This window comes from Paracoccus marinus, assembly GCF_007018965.1.
Classification (GTDB): domain Bacteria; phylum Pseudomonadota; class Alphaproteobacteria; order Rhodobacterales; family Rhodobacteraceae; genus Paracoccus; species Paracoccus marinus.
Genome location: NZ_VJYZ01000033.1, coordinates 309,694 through 322,471, shown reverse-complemented (window position 1 = coordinate 322,471; position 12,778 = coordinate 309,694). Strand labels below are relative to the sequence as shown.

General features: G+C 69.4%; 13 protein-coding genes and 1 riboswitch. Of the genes, 5 read left to right on the top strand and 8 right to left on the bottom strand.

The annotated features are described in order from the left end of the window. Nucleotides 1-29 precede the first annotated feature (29 nt). Nucleotides 30-118, bottom strand: a riboswitch (glycine riboswitch). Between the two features lie 80 nt (nucleotides 119-198). The 4 genes from FNF32_RS13800 to FNF32_RS13785 form a co-directional block, all read right to left on the bottom strand. Continuing rightward, nucleotides 199-531, bottom strand: coding sequence for a four-helix bundle copper-binding protein (locus FNF32_RS13800; protein WP_131672910.1), 333 nt, complete (start codon nucleotides 529-531; stop codon nucleotides 199-201). Between the two features lie 10 nt (nucleotides 532-541). Continuing rightward, the gene (locus FNF32_RS13795; RefSeq protein WP_131672911.1) at nucleotides 542-847 is read right to left on the bottom strand and encodes a plasmid stabilization protein; all 306 of its coding nucleotides are present in this window, start codon (nucleotides 845-847) and stop codon (nucleotides 542-544) included. A 68-nt stretch (nucleotides 848-915) separates the two neighbouring features. Further along, nucleotides 916-1,698, bottom strand: coding sequence for an SDR family oxidoreductase (locus FNF32_RS13790; RefSeq protein WP_131672912.1), 783 nt, complete (start codon nucleotides 1,696-1,698; stop codon nucleotides 916-918). A 140-nt stretch (nucleotides 1,699-1,838) separates the two neighbouring features. Next, on the bottom strand, nucleotides 1,839-2,138 hold the full coding sequence (locus FNF32_RS13785; protein WP_131672913.1) for a hypothetical protein: 300 nt from the start codon (nucleotides 2,136-2,138) through the stop codon (nucleotides 1,839-1,841). 102 nt (nucleotides 2,139-2,240) lie between these two features. On the opposite strand from FNF32_RS13785, the gene FNF32_RS13780 reads away from it, so the two are divergent. Continuing rightward, nucleotides 2,241-3,122: a LysR substrate-binding domain-containing protein gene (locus FNF32_RS13780; protein WP_131672914.1), complete on the top strand. Its 882-nt coding sequence runs from the start codon at nucleotides 2,241-2,243 to the stop codon at nucleotides 3,120-3,122. A gap of 15 nt (nucleotides 3,123-3,137) precedes the next feature. On the opposite strand, the gene FNF32_RS13775 is transcribed toward FNF32_RS13780, so the two are convergent. After that, a complete protein-coding gene (locus tag FNF32_RS13775) occupies nucleotides 3,138-3,920 on the bottom strand; it encodes a 3-hydroxybutyrate dehydrogenase (protein WP_131672949.1) in 783 nt (260 codons plus the stop codon). Nucleotides 3,921-4,077: 157 nt separating this feature from the next. On the opposite strand from FNF32_RS13775, the gene FNF32_RS13770 reads away from it, so the two are divergent. The 3 genes from FNF32_RS13770 (at nucleotide 4,078) to FNF32_RS13760 (ending at nucleotide 7,254) form a co-directional block, all read left to right on the top strand. Further along, a complete protein-coding gene (locus FNF32_RS13770) occupies nucleotides 4,078-4,641 on the top strand; it encodes a DUF1440 domain-containing protein (RefSeq protein ID WP_131672915.1) in 564 nt (187 codons plus the stop codon). Between the two features lie 359 nt (nucleotides 4,642-5,000). Next, nucleotides 5,001-6,821 (top strand): extracellular solute-binding protein, encoded by a 1,821-nt coding sequence (locus FNF32_RS13765; RefSeq protein ID WP_246087873.1) that lies wholly within the window; start codon nucleotides 5,001-5,003, stop codon nucleotides 6,819-6,821. Nucleotides 6,822-6,900: 79 nt separating this feature from the next. After that, nucleotides 6,901-7,254 (top strand): hypothetical protein, encoded by a 354-nt coding sequence (locus FNF32_RS13760; RefSeq protein ID WP_131672917.1) that lies wholly within the window; start codon nucleotides 6,901-6,903, stop codon nucleotides 7,252-7,254. A gap of 284 nt (nucleotides 7,255-7,538) precedes the next feature. Here FNF32_RS13760 and glyS read toward each other — a convergent pair whose 3' ends face one another. From glyS to FNF32_RS13745, 3 genes are read right to left on the bottom strand one after another with little or no spacing between them, the layout of a single operon-like run. Further along, the gene (gene glyS, locus FNF32_RS13755) at nucleotides 7,539-9,674 is read right to left on the bottom strand and encodes a glycine--tRNA ligase subunit beta (protein WP_131672918.1); all 2,136 of its coding nucleotides are present in this window, start codon (nucleotides 9,672-9,674) and stop codon (nucleotides 7,539-7,541) included. Then, on the bottom strand, nucleotides 9,671-10,150 hold the full coding sequence (locus FNF32_RS13750; RefSeq protein WP_131672919.1) for a DUF6446 family protein: 480 nt from the start codon (nucleotides 10,148-10,150) through the stop codon (nucleotides 9,671-9,673). The genes glyS and FNF32_RS13750 overlap by 4 nt, the downstream gene beginning before the upstream one ends. Next, complete coding sequence (locus FNF32_RS13745; protein ID WP_131672950.1) at nucleotides 10,147-11,100, bottom strand: glycine--tRNA ligase subunit alpha; 954 nt, start codon at nucleotides 11,098-11,100, stop codon at nucleotides 10,147-10,149. Before FNF32_RS13745 ends, FNF32_RS13750 begins: the two co-directional genes overlap by 4 nt. 220 nt (nucleotides 11,101-11,320) lie before the next feature. Between FNF32_RS13745 and FNF32_RS13740 the strand changes: the two genes are divergently transcribed. Continuing rightward, on the top strand, nucleotides 11,321-12,775 hold the full coding sequence (locus tag FNF32_RS13740; protein ID WP_221930736.1) for a peptidoglycan-binding domain-containing protein: 1,455 nt from the start codon (nucleotides 11,321-11,323) through the stop codon (nucleotides 12,773-12,775). The last annotated feature ends 3 nt before the right edge of the window (nucleotides 12,776-12,778 follow it).

Here is a 12,778-nt window from a genome sequence, read left to right as displayed (position 1 = left end):
CCCCGAAAGGCAACCTCTCTTCAGAGTGTCGTGCGGACCCGGTCCTTTTGCCTGAGAGTTTGCCGGGGCGGCTGCTCCTTCGGCCCTGGGACGTACCAGCGTCTCCCGGTATCCGGGTTTTCGATAGCCGGGGCGGGGGTCGGCTGGCAAGGGATTTGTCGGCAAGGGCGTCCCTGCGGGCCGCCGTTCCAGCCGGGCTCAGGCGGCCATCCGGCGGCATTCTTCGGCGCAGGCGCGGCAGGCGCGCACGCAGTCCTCCATCCCGTCCAGCCGCGCGCAGTCGTCGGCGCAGGCCGCGCAGATCTCGGCGCAGGCGCGGCAGCTGTGGCGGTGAAGGTCCGATCCGGTCAGCATGATGTGGGCGGACGCGCGGCACATCTCGGCGCAGGCGGCCATGGTGCGGACGTGGTCGGGCGCGACGTGATCGCCGCCCGCCTCGACGCAGTGGCCCATCAGCATCGAATGGCAGGTGCGATAGCAGGTCAGGCAGGCGTCGATGCAGGCCTGCATGTCGTGGCTCTGGTGGTCCATCGGCGTTCCCTCACCCGTTTCCGTTCCGGCGGCGTGTTTCCCAGCCTTTCTTCGCCGCCGCCGACTTCTCGGCGGCGGAGCGTCCGGCGCTGGCCTTGCCGCCCCGCTCGCCCCCGCGCTTCGCCGATTCGTGGGTATCGGGCGTGCCCCGGCCCGAGCCCGACTTGTTGCCGCCGCCGTCTTCCTTGTTCACCGTGGCCCAGGCGATCTGCTCGGCCCGCTCATCGCCCATGCCGCGCTCCTCGTAGCCCTCGGCGATGTGCTGGGCCTTGCGCTTCTGCTTGTCGGTATAGGCATCCTTGTCGCCGCGTGGCATGGCGGACCCCCTTCGGATCGGTTGCTCCAGGTCCAACAAACCGCCCGCGACGGGGTTCCACCCCTGACTTAGATCGACGAGTTCCACGCCCCGCCGTCCAGCAGCACGTTCTGGCCCACGATGAAGCGCGCGTGCTGCGAACACAGGAACGCGCAGGCTGCGCCGAAGTCCTCGGGCAGGCCGTAGACGCCGGCGGGAATCCCGGCCTGACGGCGGGCGCGGGCCTCGTCGATGCTGATGCCTTCGGCCTTCGACATGCCCGTGTCCAGCGACACGGCGCGGTCGGTCGCGTGCAGCCCCGGCAGCAGGTTGTTGACGCAGACGCCCTTGGGCGCGACCTGCCGCGACATGCCCGCGACAAAGCCCGTAAGCCCCGACCGGGCGCTGTTCGACAGCCCCAGCTGCCCGATGGGCGACCGCACCGCGGCCGATGTGATGTTGACGACCCGGCCCCAGCCACGGTCCATCATCCCCGGCACCAGCGCCTGCATCAGCGCGATGGCGCTCAGCATGTTGCCGTCGAGCGCGCGGATGAAGTCGTCGCGATTCCAGTCGGTCCAGACGCCGGGCGGCGGGCCACCCGCGTTGTTGACGAGGATGTCGGCCTGCCCGCCCAATGCCTCCAGCACCTTGGCGCGGCCATCCTCGGTCGTGATGTCGGCGGCGACGGGCGTCACGGTCACGCCGTGCCGGTCCGCGATCTCGGTCGCGGTGCGTTCCAGCGTCTCGGCCGTGCGGGCGTTGATGACCAGATCCACCCCTTCGGCCGCCAGCGCCTCGGCGCAGCCGCGCCCGAGGCCCTTGGACGAGGCGCAGACCAGCGCCGTCTTGCCCCTGATCCCCAGATCCATGCCGTTTCCTTTCGTATCGGTGTCGGCCAGCAGGGAACCGCGCGCGGCCGGCAAGGTCAATGGCAGCCCCGGCCCGGAAAGGTCCGGGCCGGAGGCGAGGTTTGTCGCCGGTTGTAAGCGCGCGACTTTTGGGCGTGCGCCTACCAGGTCCAACCGCTCAGCGTGGCATCTGGCCGGTCGTCGATGACGAAGGTGCGGCCGCCGTTGACGAAGCGCCCCTCGGGCAGGCTTTCGTTCAGCCCCACGTCGTGGCGCAGATGGGCGGGAAGTTCCATCATCTGGCGGCGGGCCTGCGCGCGGGCGCGGCGGCAACGGTTGCGGTCCACCCGGTCCGCGTACCAGCGGCGCAGGACGGTGACGAGGCTGTCGACGGGCGCGCAATCGCCATCGCGCAGGATGACGGGGGTGGCGCCGGAAAGCTGGATGACGTTCGGTTGCATGGCAAAGCTCCTTTCAAGGCAGGCTTGCGGGATGGGTTCACCTTGCTACGTTCGGCCCCGCACGACCAATCAACCGCCAGCACGTCGCCATAAGGACCACTTGTGGAAGCCCTTCCCCCGCTCGCCGCCATCCGCGTCTTCGAGGCGGTGGCCCGGCACCTGTCCTTCACCGCCGCCGCGGCGGAACTGGGGATGACGCAGGCCGGCGTCAGCTACCAGATCCGCCTGCTCGAGGATCGCCTTGGCGGGGCGCTGTTCCTGCGCCAGCCGCGCGGGGTCGCGCTGACCGAATCCGGGCACCGGCTGGCCCAGCCGACCAAGGACGCGTTCGGGCAGCTTCGCACCACCTGGGCCCTTGCGCCCGCGCAGCAGACGCTGTCGATCACGACCCTGCCCACCTTCGCCACCAACTGGCTGGTGCAGCGGCTGGGGCTGTTCCAGCTCGACAATCCCGAGGTGGCGGTGCGGCTGGACTCATCGGAACGGGTGGTCGATTTCGCGCGCGAGGATTTCGACGTGGCGATCCGCTACGGCAGCGGCGACTGGCCGGGGAACGAGACCCACCGCCTGTTCGACATCACGCTGACGCCGATGTTCTCACCCGCGCTGCTGGAGAAATGGGGGCCGCTGCGGACGCCAGCCGACGTGATCCCGATGCCGTGGCTCGACCCGACGGACGCGGCCTGGACCGAGTGGCTGGCCGCGGCCGGGATCGAACATCCCGTCTGCGTTCCGCGCCCGGGGCTATCGCTCGGCAACCAGGTCCACGAGGCGAAGGCCGCCATGTCGGGCGCGGGCGTGGCGCTGCTGACGCCGCGCTTCTTCCGGGCCGAACTGGCCAGCGGGGCGCTGGTCCAGCCCTTCGGGATCGAGGCGCGGAACGGCAAGGCATACTGGCTGGTCTATCCGACCGCCCGCCGCAACCGCCCCATCGTCAAGCGGCTGCGCCGGTTCCTGACCGACCAGGCGGCGGCGGACGGCTGACCCGCCGCGATGCGGTCAGAGCGCGGTCCAGCCCCCGTCCACGCTGATCGTGGTGCCGGTGATCTGATCGGCGGCGGGCGAACACAGGAACACGGCCGTGCCGCCGATCTGGTCCACGGTGGCGAAGTCGCCCGAGGGCTGGCGTTGCAGCATGACCTTGGCGATCACGTCCTCGCGGCTCATGCCGTGGGTCTTCATCTGGTCGGGGATCTGCGCCTCGATGATCGGGGTCAGGACGTAGCCCGGGCAGATGGCGTTGCAGGTGATCGGGTCGGTCGCGGTTTCCAGCGCCGTGACCTTGGACAGCCCGACAACCCCGTGCTTGGCCGCGACATAGGCCGACTTGAAGGGCGAGGCGGTCAGCCCGTGGGCCGAGGCGATGTTGACCACCCGACCCCATCCGGCGGCCCGCATCAGCGGCAGCGCGGCGGCGGTGGTGTGGAATGCCGAGGACAGGTTGATCGCGATGATCTGGTCCCATTTCTCGACCGGAAAGTCGGGGATCGGCGCGACGTGCTGGATGCCCGCGTTGTTGACGAGGATGTCGCAGCGCCCGGCCTTTTCGATCAGCGCGCGGCAATCGCCCGCCTTTGACATGTCGGCCTGCACGTAGCGCGCCGTAACGCCATGCTCGGCGGCCAGCTTTTCGGCCAGCGCGTGATCCTCGGCCGTGTCGGTGAAGCTGTTGATGACGAGGTCCGCGCCCGCCCGCGCCAGCGCATGGGCCACGCCCAGCCCGATGCCGCTGTTCGACCCGGTGACGACGGCCGTCTTGCCGGCCAGGATACGTTCGGTCATCTGCCACCCCGCTGTGCGCTTGCCCTGCCCGGACCATAGCCGCCCGCGCGCCGCATCCGCCAGCCCCCGCCCTCTTGCGGCGCCGCCGCGTTCGCCCGGAACCGTCCCGCTGCCGGCAAGGTTGGAAGGAACGACAAACCAGCGGAGATTGACGAACATGGCACATCGCGGCAACGACGATGACGATGACGATGACGACGATTTGGGCGGCGCCCTGCTGAAGGGTTCCGTCGCGGGGGTCGCGGCGTCGGTGGCACTGGACCAGCTGGACTGGTACATGTGGAACAACCTCGATCCCGAAACGCGCGAGAAAACCCGCAGCGTGCGGCCCGAGCGGCTGGACCCGGGGCACGTGATCGCGCGCAAGGTCGCCCGCGCGATGGGCACCGACATCGAACCCAAGGGGCCCGACAACCAGCACCCGGCGGGCGTCGCGGTCCACTTTGCGCTGGGGATGGGCCCGGCCCTTGCCTATGCGGCGATGCGCGACCGGACGCCGGCGCTGGCGGCGGGCGGCGGGACGCTGTTCGGCCTGGGCCTGTTCCTCGTCCACGACGAAGGGCTGAACACCATAACCGGCACCGGCGCGAAGCCGCAGGAGTATCCGTGGCAGGCCCACGCGCGCGGGCTGATCGCCCACCTTGTCTACGGGCTGGTGCTGGAAGGAACGATGCGGATGATCGACGGACCGCCCGGCCGCCGCCGCCGTCGCCGGCGCTGATCCGCGCATCCGGACACCCAAGGAAAATGCCCGCCAACCCGGCGGGCTTTTTCACAACCGCTGCATGAACCGGAAGGCCGCGCGACCCGGGAAACTGCCCACGCGCGCAAAAAAAGACGCCCGCACAAGGCGGGCGTCAAGTCATGAGGCAGGTTTCATACAGGCAAGAAACCTATCGAGCAGTGCATTCGATATACGCCTTCCGGGCTGTGAGTCCAAGGCTCAAGTTTGCCAGCCCGGCGCGGGTTCGTTACGGTTGTCGGCAAAGAACCGGGACGCACCGGACGGCGGGCGGGCAGACGATGGCGCGAATCTTCAAGAATCCTGACGAATCCGCGATCCTGCGTGTGCTGCGCGTGATGGTGGTGGCGTTTGCAGCTGTTGCAGCGATGCCGCTGGCAAGCGCCGCCGAGCCCCGGCATGCCCTTGCAATGGTTGGAGAACCTGCCCTTCCCGACGGCTTCACCGCGCTTCCCTACGCCAACCCGGACGCGCCGAAGGGTGGGACGATTCGCTTGGCGGAACCTGGCAGTTTCGATTCGCTGAAGCCTTGGGTCCTCAAGGGGAACGCCGTCTGGGCGGTCGGCAACCTGGTGGCCGAAACGCTGATGTTCCGGTCCATCGACGAGCCGTTCAGCCTTTACGGCCTGCTTGCCGAAAGCGTCGAGACCGACCCCGACCGCACCTGGGTCGAGTTCACTCTGCGCCCCGAGGCCACCTTCTCGGACGGCTCGCCCGTCACGGTCGAGGACGTGATGTGGTCCTATGAGACGCTCGGGACCAAGGGCCATCCGCGCTATGCAGGCACTTGGGCCAAGGTCGCCAAGATGGAACAGACCGGCCCCCGCAGCCTGCGGCTGACCTTCAACACGCCCGACCGCGAGCTTGCGATGCTGATGGGCCTGCGCCCGATCCTGAAAAAGGCCCAGTGGGAGGGGAGGGACTTTGCCGAGTCCTCGCTGGAACCGCCGATCGGGTCCGGGCCCTACGTCATCTCGAAGGTCGATCCCGGCCGCTCCGCGACGTTCACCCGCGACCCCGACTGGTGGGGCCGGGACCTGCCCGTGAACCGCGGGCTGCACAACCTCGACACCATCCGCTACGATTATTTCGCCGACACCAACGCCATGTTCCAGGCCTTCAAGGCCGGAGATATCGACGCCTGGCGCGAACTGGACGCGGCCAAGTGGACGCGGGAATACAACTTTCCGCTGCTGACGCAGGGCCGCGTCGTTAAGGACGAGATCGCGCACCGGCGGCCGTCCGGGATCATGGGTCTGGTGATGAACACCCGGAACCCGGCCTTTGCGGACTGGCGCGTGCGTCAGGCGATGATCGAGGCGTTCAACTATCGCTTCATCAACCAAACGCTCACAAGCGGCAGCGATCCCCGGATCACGAGCTATTTCGCGAACTCCGACCTCGCCATGCGCCCCGGCGCGGCGGGCCCCGAGGTGGCGGGGCTGCTTTCCCCCTTCGCGGCCGACCTGCCGGAGGGCGCGATGGACGGCTATGCCCTGCCCCCAGGCGCGGCGCAGGCGCTGGACCGCAAGGGGTTGCGGTCGGCGCTGGCGCTGCTGAAGGACGCGGGCTGGACCATCCATGACGACGGCGTGCTCAGGCGCGATGACGGCACCCTCTTCGCCTTCGACATCGTGCTGAACCAGTCGGGCAGCGCGATGCGGTCGGGGTCCGAGGTGCAGCGCATCGTCGACGTCTACATCCAGGCCTTGAAGCACATCGGCATCCGCCCGAACGTGACGCTGCTCGACAGCGCCCAGTTCATCGAGCGCACCAACCGCTTCGATTTCGGCATGGCCTGGTACGAACGCGGCCTGTCGCTGTCGCCGGGGAACGAACAGGCGCTGTACTGGGGAACGGCCAGCGCCACGCAGAACGGCAGCAAGAACTGGATGGGCGTGGCATCCCCCGCCGTGGACGCGATGATCGACCGGATGGTGAACGCGACCACGGCCGGGGACTATACCGCCGCCGTGCAGGCGCTGGACCGGCTGCTGACGGCCGGGCGCTACGTGATCCCGGTATCCTATTCGCCGGTCAGCCGGGTCGCCCATTCCGCGGCCCTGCACTATCCCGAGCGGCTGCCGATCTACGGCGACTGGCCCGGCTTCATGCCCGACACCTGGTGGTGGGACGCGGGCGCGATGCCGGCGAACTGATCGAAGGCCGGGAACCGGCGTCGTCCTTCTTGGTTCGGTCACGAACGCGGCGCAGGTCGCCCAAGAAAAGGATCACGCCATGAAATGGTCGCATGTGCAGGAAAACTGGTCCGCCTTTTACGAGGCGATCCTGGAGAAATGGCCCGACGCCGATGAGGCCGAGCTGGACGAGATCGACGGCGACCAGCGCGCCTTCGTGGCCTACGTCGCCCGGATCACGGAATCCGAGCCGTCCGAAGCGCGTGACGAGATCCGTGACTGGATCGCGGGCGAATTGCCGGCTGACGTGGTCATGGACCCGCTGCACGACAACCACTCGATCCTGCTGTCGTCCAAGTATGTCGGCGAGGGCGAGGACGAGCTGTCCGACGACGCCCGCTTCGGCGACGACGACGACTACCCCGACGACGGCGACAACGACGACCGCCGCTGAGGGGACGGATGTTAGAAAGGGCGCCTTGCGAGGCGCCCTTTCTTCGTTTCAAGGATGTCACGTCTCACGCCGGCCCTTCGCTCGCGCTACGGGCGTTCGGGGCTGCGAACAGTCCACCGGACTGTTCGCGGGCGCCCCTCCTCCGGCCCTTCGCTTGCGCTACGGGCGTTCGGGGCTGCGAACAGTCCACTGGACTGTTCGCGGGCGCCCCTCTTCCGGCCCTTCACTTGCGCTACGGGCGTTCGGGGCTGCGAACAGTCCACTGGACTGTTCGCGGGCGCCCCTCACCCCTCGATCTTCGTGAGGTCGGCGATCAGGCGCCCGGCCTCGCGGATGCGGGAAAGAAGGTTCAGGCGGTTGCGGCGGACGATCTGGTTGTCGGTGTTGACCTGCACCGCCTCGAAAAACGCGTCGATCGGACCACGAAGCGCGGCGATCGCGGTCATGGCGGCGGGGAAATCCTCGGCCTTCATCGCGGCGGCGATCTTCGGCTCGGCCGCGTCGAGAGCGGCAAACAGCGCGCGTTCCTCGTCGGTTTCCGCGAACTTCGGATCGGCGCCGAAGGCATACTCAACCCCGTCCTTTTCCTCGGCCTGCGACAGGATGTTCGCGGCCCTCTTGATCCCCTGCAAAAGGTTGGTGCCGTCCTCGGTCTTGAGCATGTCGTTGAGCGCGGTGGCGCGCGCGACGACAAGGGTGAGGTCGTCGCTGCCCGGCATCGCCAGCACCGCGTCGATCACGTCGTGGCGAATACCCTGTTCGCGCAGGTGGACCTTGAGGCGGTCGTGGAGGAAGGCGAGGAGGTCGGCGGCTTTGGGAACAATTCCCCGCCGTTTAACGCCCGCAGCGATCCGGGCGGAAAAGAAGTGCACATCCTGCTCCGCGAGGACGCGACGAGCATCGATGTAGTCGCTAAGCAATTCAGCCAGCGGCACCCGCACCCCATTCCCCAGCACCAACCGGATCACCCCCAGCGCCGCGCGCCGCAGCGCGAAGGGGTCCTTGCTCCCCGTCGGCTTCTCGTCGATTGCCCAGAACCCGGTCAGCGTGTCCAGCTTGTCGGCCAGCGCCACCGCGACGCTCACCGGCTGGGCCGGCACGCTGTCGCTCTCGCCCTTCGGCCGCCAGTGGTCGCGCGCGGCATCAGCGACGGCATCCGGCAACCCCGCCGCCTGCGCGTAATAGCGCCCCATCGTGCCCTGCAACTCCGGGAACTCGCCCACCATCGCCGAGCGCAGGTCCACCTTCGCCACCCGCGCCGCCTGCTCCGCCGCGTCCGCATCCGCGCCGACTGCCGGCGCGACCTCGCGCGCCAATGCCGCGATCCGCTCCACCCGGTCCGCCTGCGAACCAAGCTTCGCGTGGAACGTCACCGACTTCAGCCCCTCGGCCCAGTCCTCCATCCCGGCCTTTGCGACCCGCAGGTCGTTGTCCCAGAAGAACGCCGCGTCCGACAGGCGGGCGGCCAGCACGCGCTGGTTGCCCTTCAGGATCGTCGCGCCGTCGTCCGGGGCCTCGATGTTGGCGACCGTGACGAAGCCCTCGATCCGGCCCGTCGCCGGGTTCCGGGCCGACAGGAACTTCTGGTGCTCCTTCATCGAGGTCTGAAGCACCTCCGGGGGCAGCGAAAGAAAGCGGTCCTCGATCACCCCCATCAGCGGCACCGGCCATTCGACCAGGCCCGCGATCTCGGCCATCAGCGCGTCGTCGGGCACGATGTCCCACCCGCGCGCAAAGGCCAGGTTCGCCGCGTCCTGCCGGATTGCGGCCTCGCGTTCGTCGTGGTCCAGCATGACGCGGGCGCGGCGCAGCTTGGCGGCGTAGTCGTCAAAGCCGGTCACGCGGAACGCATCCGGTGCCATGAAGCGATGGCCGCGGGTGGTGTCGCCCGCGGTGATCCCCTCGACCGTCAGCGGCACGACCTGCGCCCCGGCCTCGTCCGACAGGATCGCGACGATGGAATGCAGCGGGCGCACCCAGCGCAGGTTTCCCGACCCCCAGCGCATCGACTTGGGCCACGGAAAGTCGCGGATCGCGGCCGCCAGCACCTCGGCCACGATCTCGGCGGCGCGGCGGCCGGGCTTTTCGATGACGGCGAAGAACACCTCGGCCTTCTTGTCGGCGCGGCGTTCCAGCTGGTCCAGCGTCAGGCCGGTGGACCGTAGGAAGCCCTCGATCGCCTTTTCCGGCGCGTCGGTGCGCGGACCCTTGCGTTCCTCGCGAACGGGCTTCGATTCCGCCGTCAGCCCCTCGACCGCGAGCGCGAGCCGCCGCGGCGTCGAGAAGGCGCCGGCCGAGGCGTAGGTCAGGCCACCCTCGACCAGCCCGTCGGTGATCAGGCGCTTGAGGTCCTCGCGCGCGCGGGCCTGCATCCGGGCGGGGATTTCCTCGCTGAAAAGTTCGATCAGCAGGTCCATCAGTCCATCACTCCGCGTTCCGGGGTCTTGTCGTTGATCTGTTGCCAGCCAAAGGCGCGGCCGTCGGGATAAACGGCGATCACGCGGTCCACGTCGGGGCGTATCTCGGGCTGGACCAGCCGCGAGGTGGCGCGCCCGGCGGCAAGGTCGTCGGTCAGTTGGCCGGGATCAAAGCAGTCGAACCAGCCGGGCGGGTTCAGCGGCGTCGCGCCCTCGAACGGGGCGAGGTGCCCGGCCTGAACCGGATCGACCGTCATGCAGCCGCGCCACTTGATCGGGGACGATGTGCCGTCGATCCCCTGAAAATCCCGCACCGTCAGCGTCATCGGCGCGCCAGACGCGTCCACCGCCGCCAGTTCAGAGATCGGCGGCAGTTCGTCGTAGTAAAGATACTCCTGCGTGTACCAGACGCCCACCCCCGCCGCGATGCCCGACAGGACCAGCACGGACGCCGCCAGCTTGCCCGCCGTGACGCTCACGCCCCAGCCCTCGCGGCGTTCACACCCGTTGCGGCCGCGGTCGTGACGAACAGGTCCGCGCAGCGTTTCGCCAGCGCCCGGACGCGGCCGATATAGGCTTGGCGTTCGGTGACCGAGATCACGCCCCGCGCGTCCAGCAGGTTGAACAGGTGGCTCGCCTTAATCGCCTGGTCATAGGCCGGGTGCGCCATCGGGATCAGCCGCCCCGCCGCGTCTGTATCGGCGGCGTCGAGGATGCGGGCGCATTCCGCCTCGGCGTCCCTGAAGTGCTGCAGCAGCATGTCGGTATCAGCCTGGTCGAAGTTCCAGCGGCTGTATTCGCGTTCCGTCTGCAGGAAGATGTCGCCGTAGCTCAGCGCGATCGGCGATCCCGGCGCGTTGAACGGCATGTCCATGACATGCTCGACGCCAAGGACATACATCGCCAGCCGTTCCAGACCATAGGTCAGCTCGCCCGACACCGGGCGGCAGTCGTGCCCGCCGACCTGCTGGAAATAGGTGAACTGGCTCACCTCCATCCCGTCGCACCACACCTCCCAGCCAAGGCCCCAGGCGCCGAGGGTCGGGCTTTCCCAGTCGTCCTCGACGAAGCGGACGTCGTGGATCATCGGGTCCAGCCCGATCGCGCGCAGGCTGCCCAGATACAGCTCCTGCAGGTTCGGGGGCGAGGGTTTGATGATGACCTGGTACTGGTAATAGTGCTGCAGCCGGTTCGGGTTCTCGCCGTAGCGGCCGTCGGTCGGGCGGCGCGAGGGCTGGACATAGGCCGCCGCCCACGGCCGGGTGCCGAGGCTGCGGAGCGTGGTTGCCGGATGGAACGTGCCCGCCCCCACCTCCATGTCGTAGGGCTGCAGGATCGCGCAGCCGGTCGCGGCCCAGTAGGTCTGCAGCCGCAGGATCACGTCCTGAAAGCAGGTCGGACGGCCCGGCGCAGGGTCCGGCACCGGCATCGCCGCCGGGCGCGCGTAAGGGTTGGCGTGCGGCTCGGAATCGGGCTGGGGGCTGGTCATCCCGGCGTCCTTTTGCATAACTGGCGCGATGTCGGGGCCGCGCGGGCAGCCTGCGAGGTCGGGGCCTTCTTTGGGGGCACCTTCTATTCAGCGGACCTGACAGGGTCAATGAAGGGCGGCCGCGGCGGGTCGTCGAACAAGAAGAAACGGGACGGGCGAAATGCGGATGAGGGAGCAAGGCGGGCTGGTGCCGGGCGGACGGGTGAAGGGCGGGCGGATGAAGGGCGGACGGGTAACCGGCGGGCTGAGAGTCGTTGCGCTGGCGCTTGCCGGGATCGCGGCGCCGCTGGCGGCGCTGGCCGAGCCGGTGATGATCCGGGTCGAGGCGCGGCGCGGGGCCGAGGCGCAGACCGCCGCGCAGGAATGGGCCGCGCGGTTTCCGCAGGTGGTGACCTTCCCCTTGGCCGGCGGGTGGACCGGGATCGCGCTGGGACCGATGGAACGGGCCGAGGCGGACACGCTGATCGCCGCCGCAAAGGCCGACGGCCGGATTCCCGAGGACAGTTTCATCGCGGCCCCCGCCGAGGCGCTGACGCCAGTGGCGACGGATGCGGCCTTGCCCGCTGCGGGTGCCGCGCCCGACACCACCGACGCCGCTGCAACTGCGGAACCTGCCCCCGTCCCCGACCCCGCCGCCCCCGACCACTACATCCGCCTGCAATCCCTCCGCTCCCGGGCCGAGGCCGACGCGGCGCTCGCCGAATGGCGCGCGACCTTCCCCGAGGCGGGGCTTGCCCAGCTTCCCAACGACTGGTTCGCCGTGACCCTGGGCCCGATGGAGGAACCCGTTGCCGCCGCCTGGCTGACCGCGTTCCGCAATGCGGGCCGCGCGCCCAAGGACGCCTTCGTCACCCCCGCCGCGGATCTCGGCGCGGTCGTCGATGCCGGCACCGCGCCGAACCTGCCCGGCCCCGGCAGCGCCGAGATGCCGCCGCTCGAGGATGTGCAGCGCGCGCTGCGCTGGGCGGGCAGCTATGACGGCGCGATCGACGGCAAGGACGGGCCGAAAACGCGCGAGGCGATCGCCGCGCAGGTCGTGGCAGAACGCGCCGCGCCGGACGCGGGCACCGCGATGCGCCGCCTGATGGAACGGCGCGAGGCGTGGCGGGTGCAGATGGGCCTGTCGGAACTGCGCGACGACCACACCGGGCTGCAAGCCATCGCGCCGATGGACAGGCTGGAGTTCGACCGCACGCAGCGCGCCCTGTCGATCTATCGCCCAAAGGGCGAATCCGGCGCGGCGCTGATCCTGTTCTCGCAGCCCGGCGGCCAGCAGGAGATGCTGGACCTCGCCGGTCTCGTGACCGCGCTTGGCTGGGTGCCGCGCCCCGAACGCGACGTGGCACCGGCGCGGATCACGCTTAACGGCCGCAACGCGACCCACATCGGCCACGCCGAGGGCCGGGTGGCGGATGGCCGGGCCGAGGGCTTCGTGCTGATCTGGCCGGTCGAGGACGCCGAGAACCAGCCCCGCGTCGCGGCCGAGATCGCCGACAGCCTGACCCGCTTCGCGGCCGCCGCCACGGATGCGGACGACGACGCGGGCGATGATGCGGGCAACGACGCGGCGGCGCTTCCCGGGCCGGGACCCGCAGCCGCCGCACCTGCGAATTGACGC

What these genes read in the sequence shown, in the direction of transcription:
- FNF32_RS13770 (WP_131672915.1), top strand. Translation starts at nt 4,078, where the DNA reads ATGGCACATCGCGGCAACGACGATGACGATGACGATGACGACGATTTG.
- FNF32_RS13790 (WP_131672912.1), bottom strand. Translation starts at nt 1,698, where the DNA reads ATGGATCTGGGGATCAGGGGCAAGACGGCGCTGGTCTGCGCCTCGTCC.
- FNF32_RS13740 (WP_221930736.1), top strand. Translation starts at nt 11,321, where the DNA reads ATGCGGATGAGGGAGCAAGGCGGGCTGGTGCCGGGCGGACGGGTGAAG.
- FNF32_RS13765 (WP_246087873.1), top strand. Translation starts at nt 5,001, where the DNA reads ATGGTGGTGGCGTTTGCAGCTGTTGCAGCGATGCCGCTGGCAAGCGCC.
- FNF32_RS13800 (WP_131672910.1), bottom strand. Translation starts at nt 531, where the DNA reads ATGGACCACCAGAGCCACGACATGCAGGCCTGCATCGACGCCTGCCTG.
- FNF32_RS13760 (WP_131672917.1), top strand. Translation starts at nt 6,901, where the DNA reads ATGAAATGGTCGCATGTGCAGGAAAACTGGTCCGCCTTTTACGAGGCG.
- FNF32_RS13785 (WP_131672913.1), bottom strand. Translation starts at nt 2,138, where the DNA reads ATGCAACCGAACGTCATCCAGCTTTCCGGCGCCACCCCCGTCATCCTG.
- FNF32_RS13775 (WP_131672949.1), bottom strand. Translation starts at nt 3,920, where the DNA reads ATGACCGAACGTATCCTGGCCGGCAAGACGGCCGTCGTCACCGGGTCG.
- FNF32_RS13745 (WP_131672950.1), bottom strand. Translation starts at nt 11,100, where the DNA reads ATGCCGGTGCCGGACCCTGCGCCGGGCCGTCCGACCTGCTTTCAGGAC.
- FNF32_RS13795 (WP_131672911.1), bottom strand. Translation starts at nt 847, where the DNA reads ATGCCACGCGGCGACAAGGATGCCTATACCGACAAGCAGAAGCGCAAG.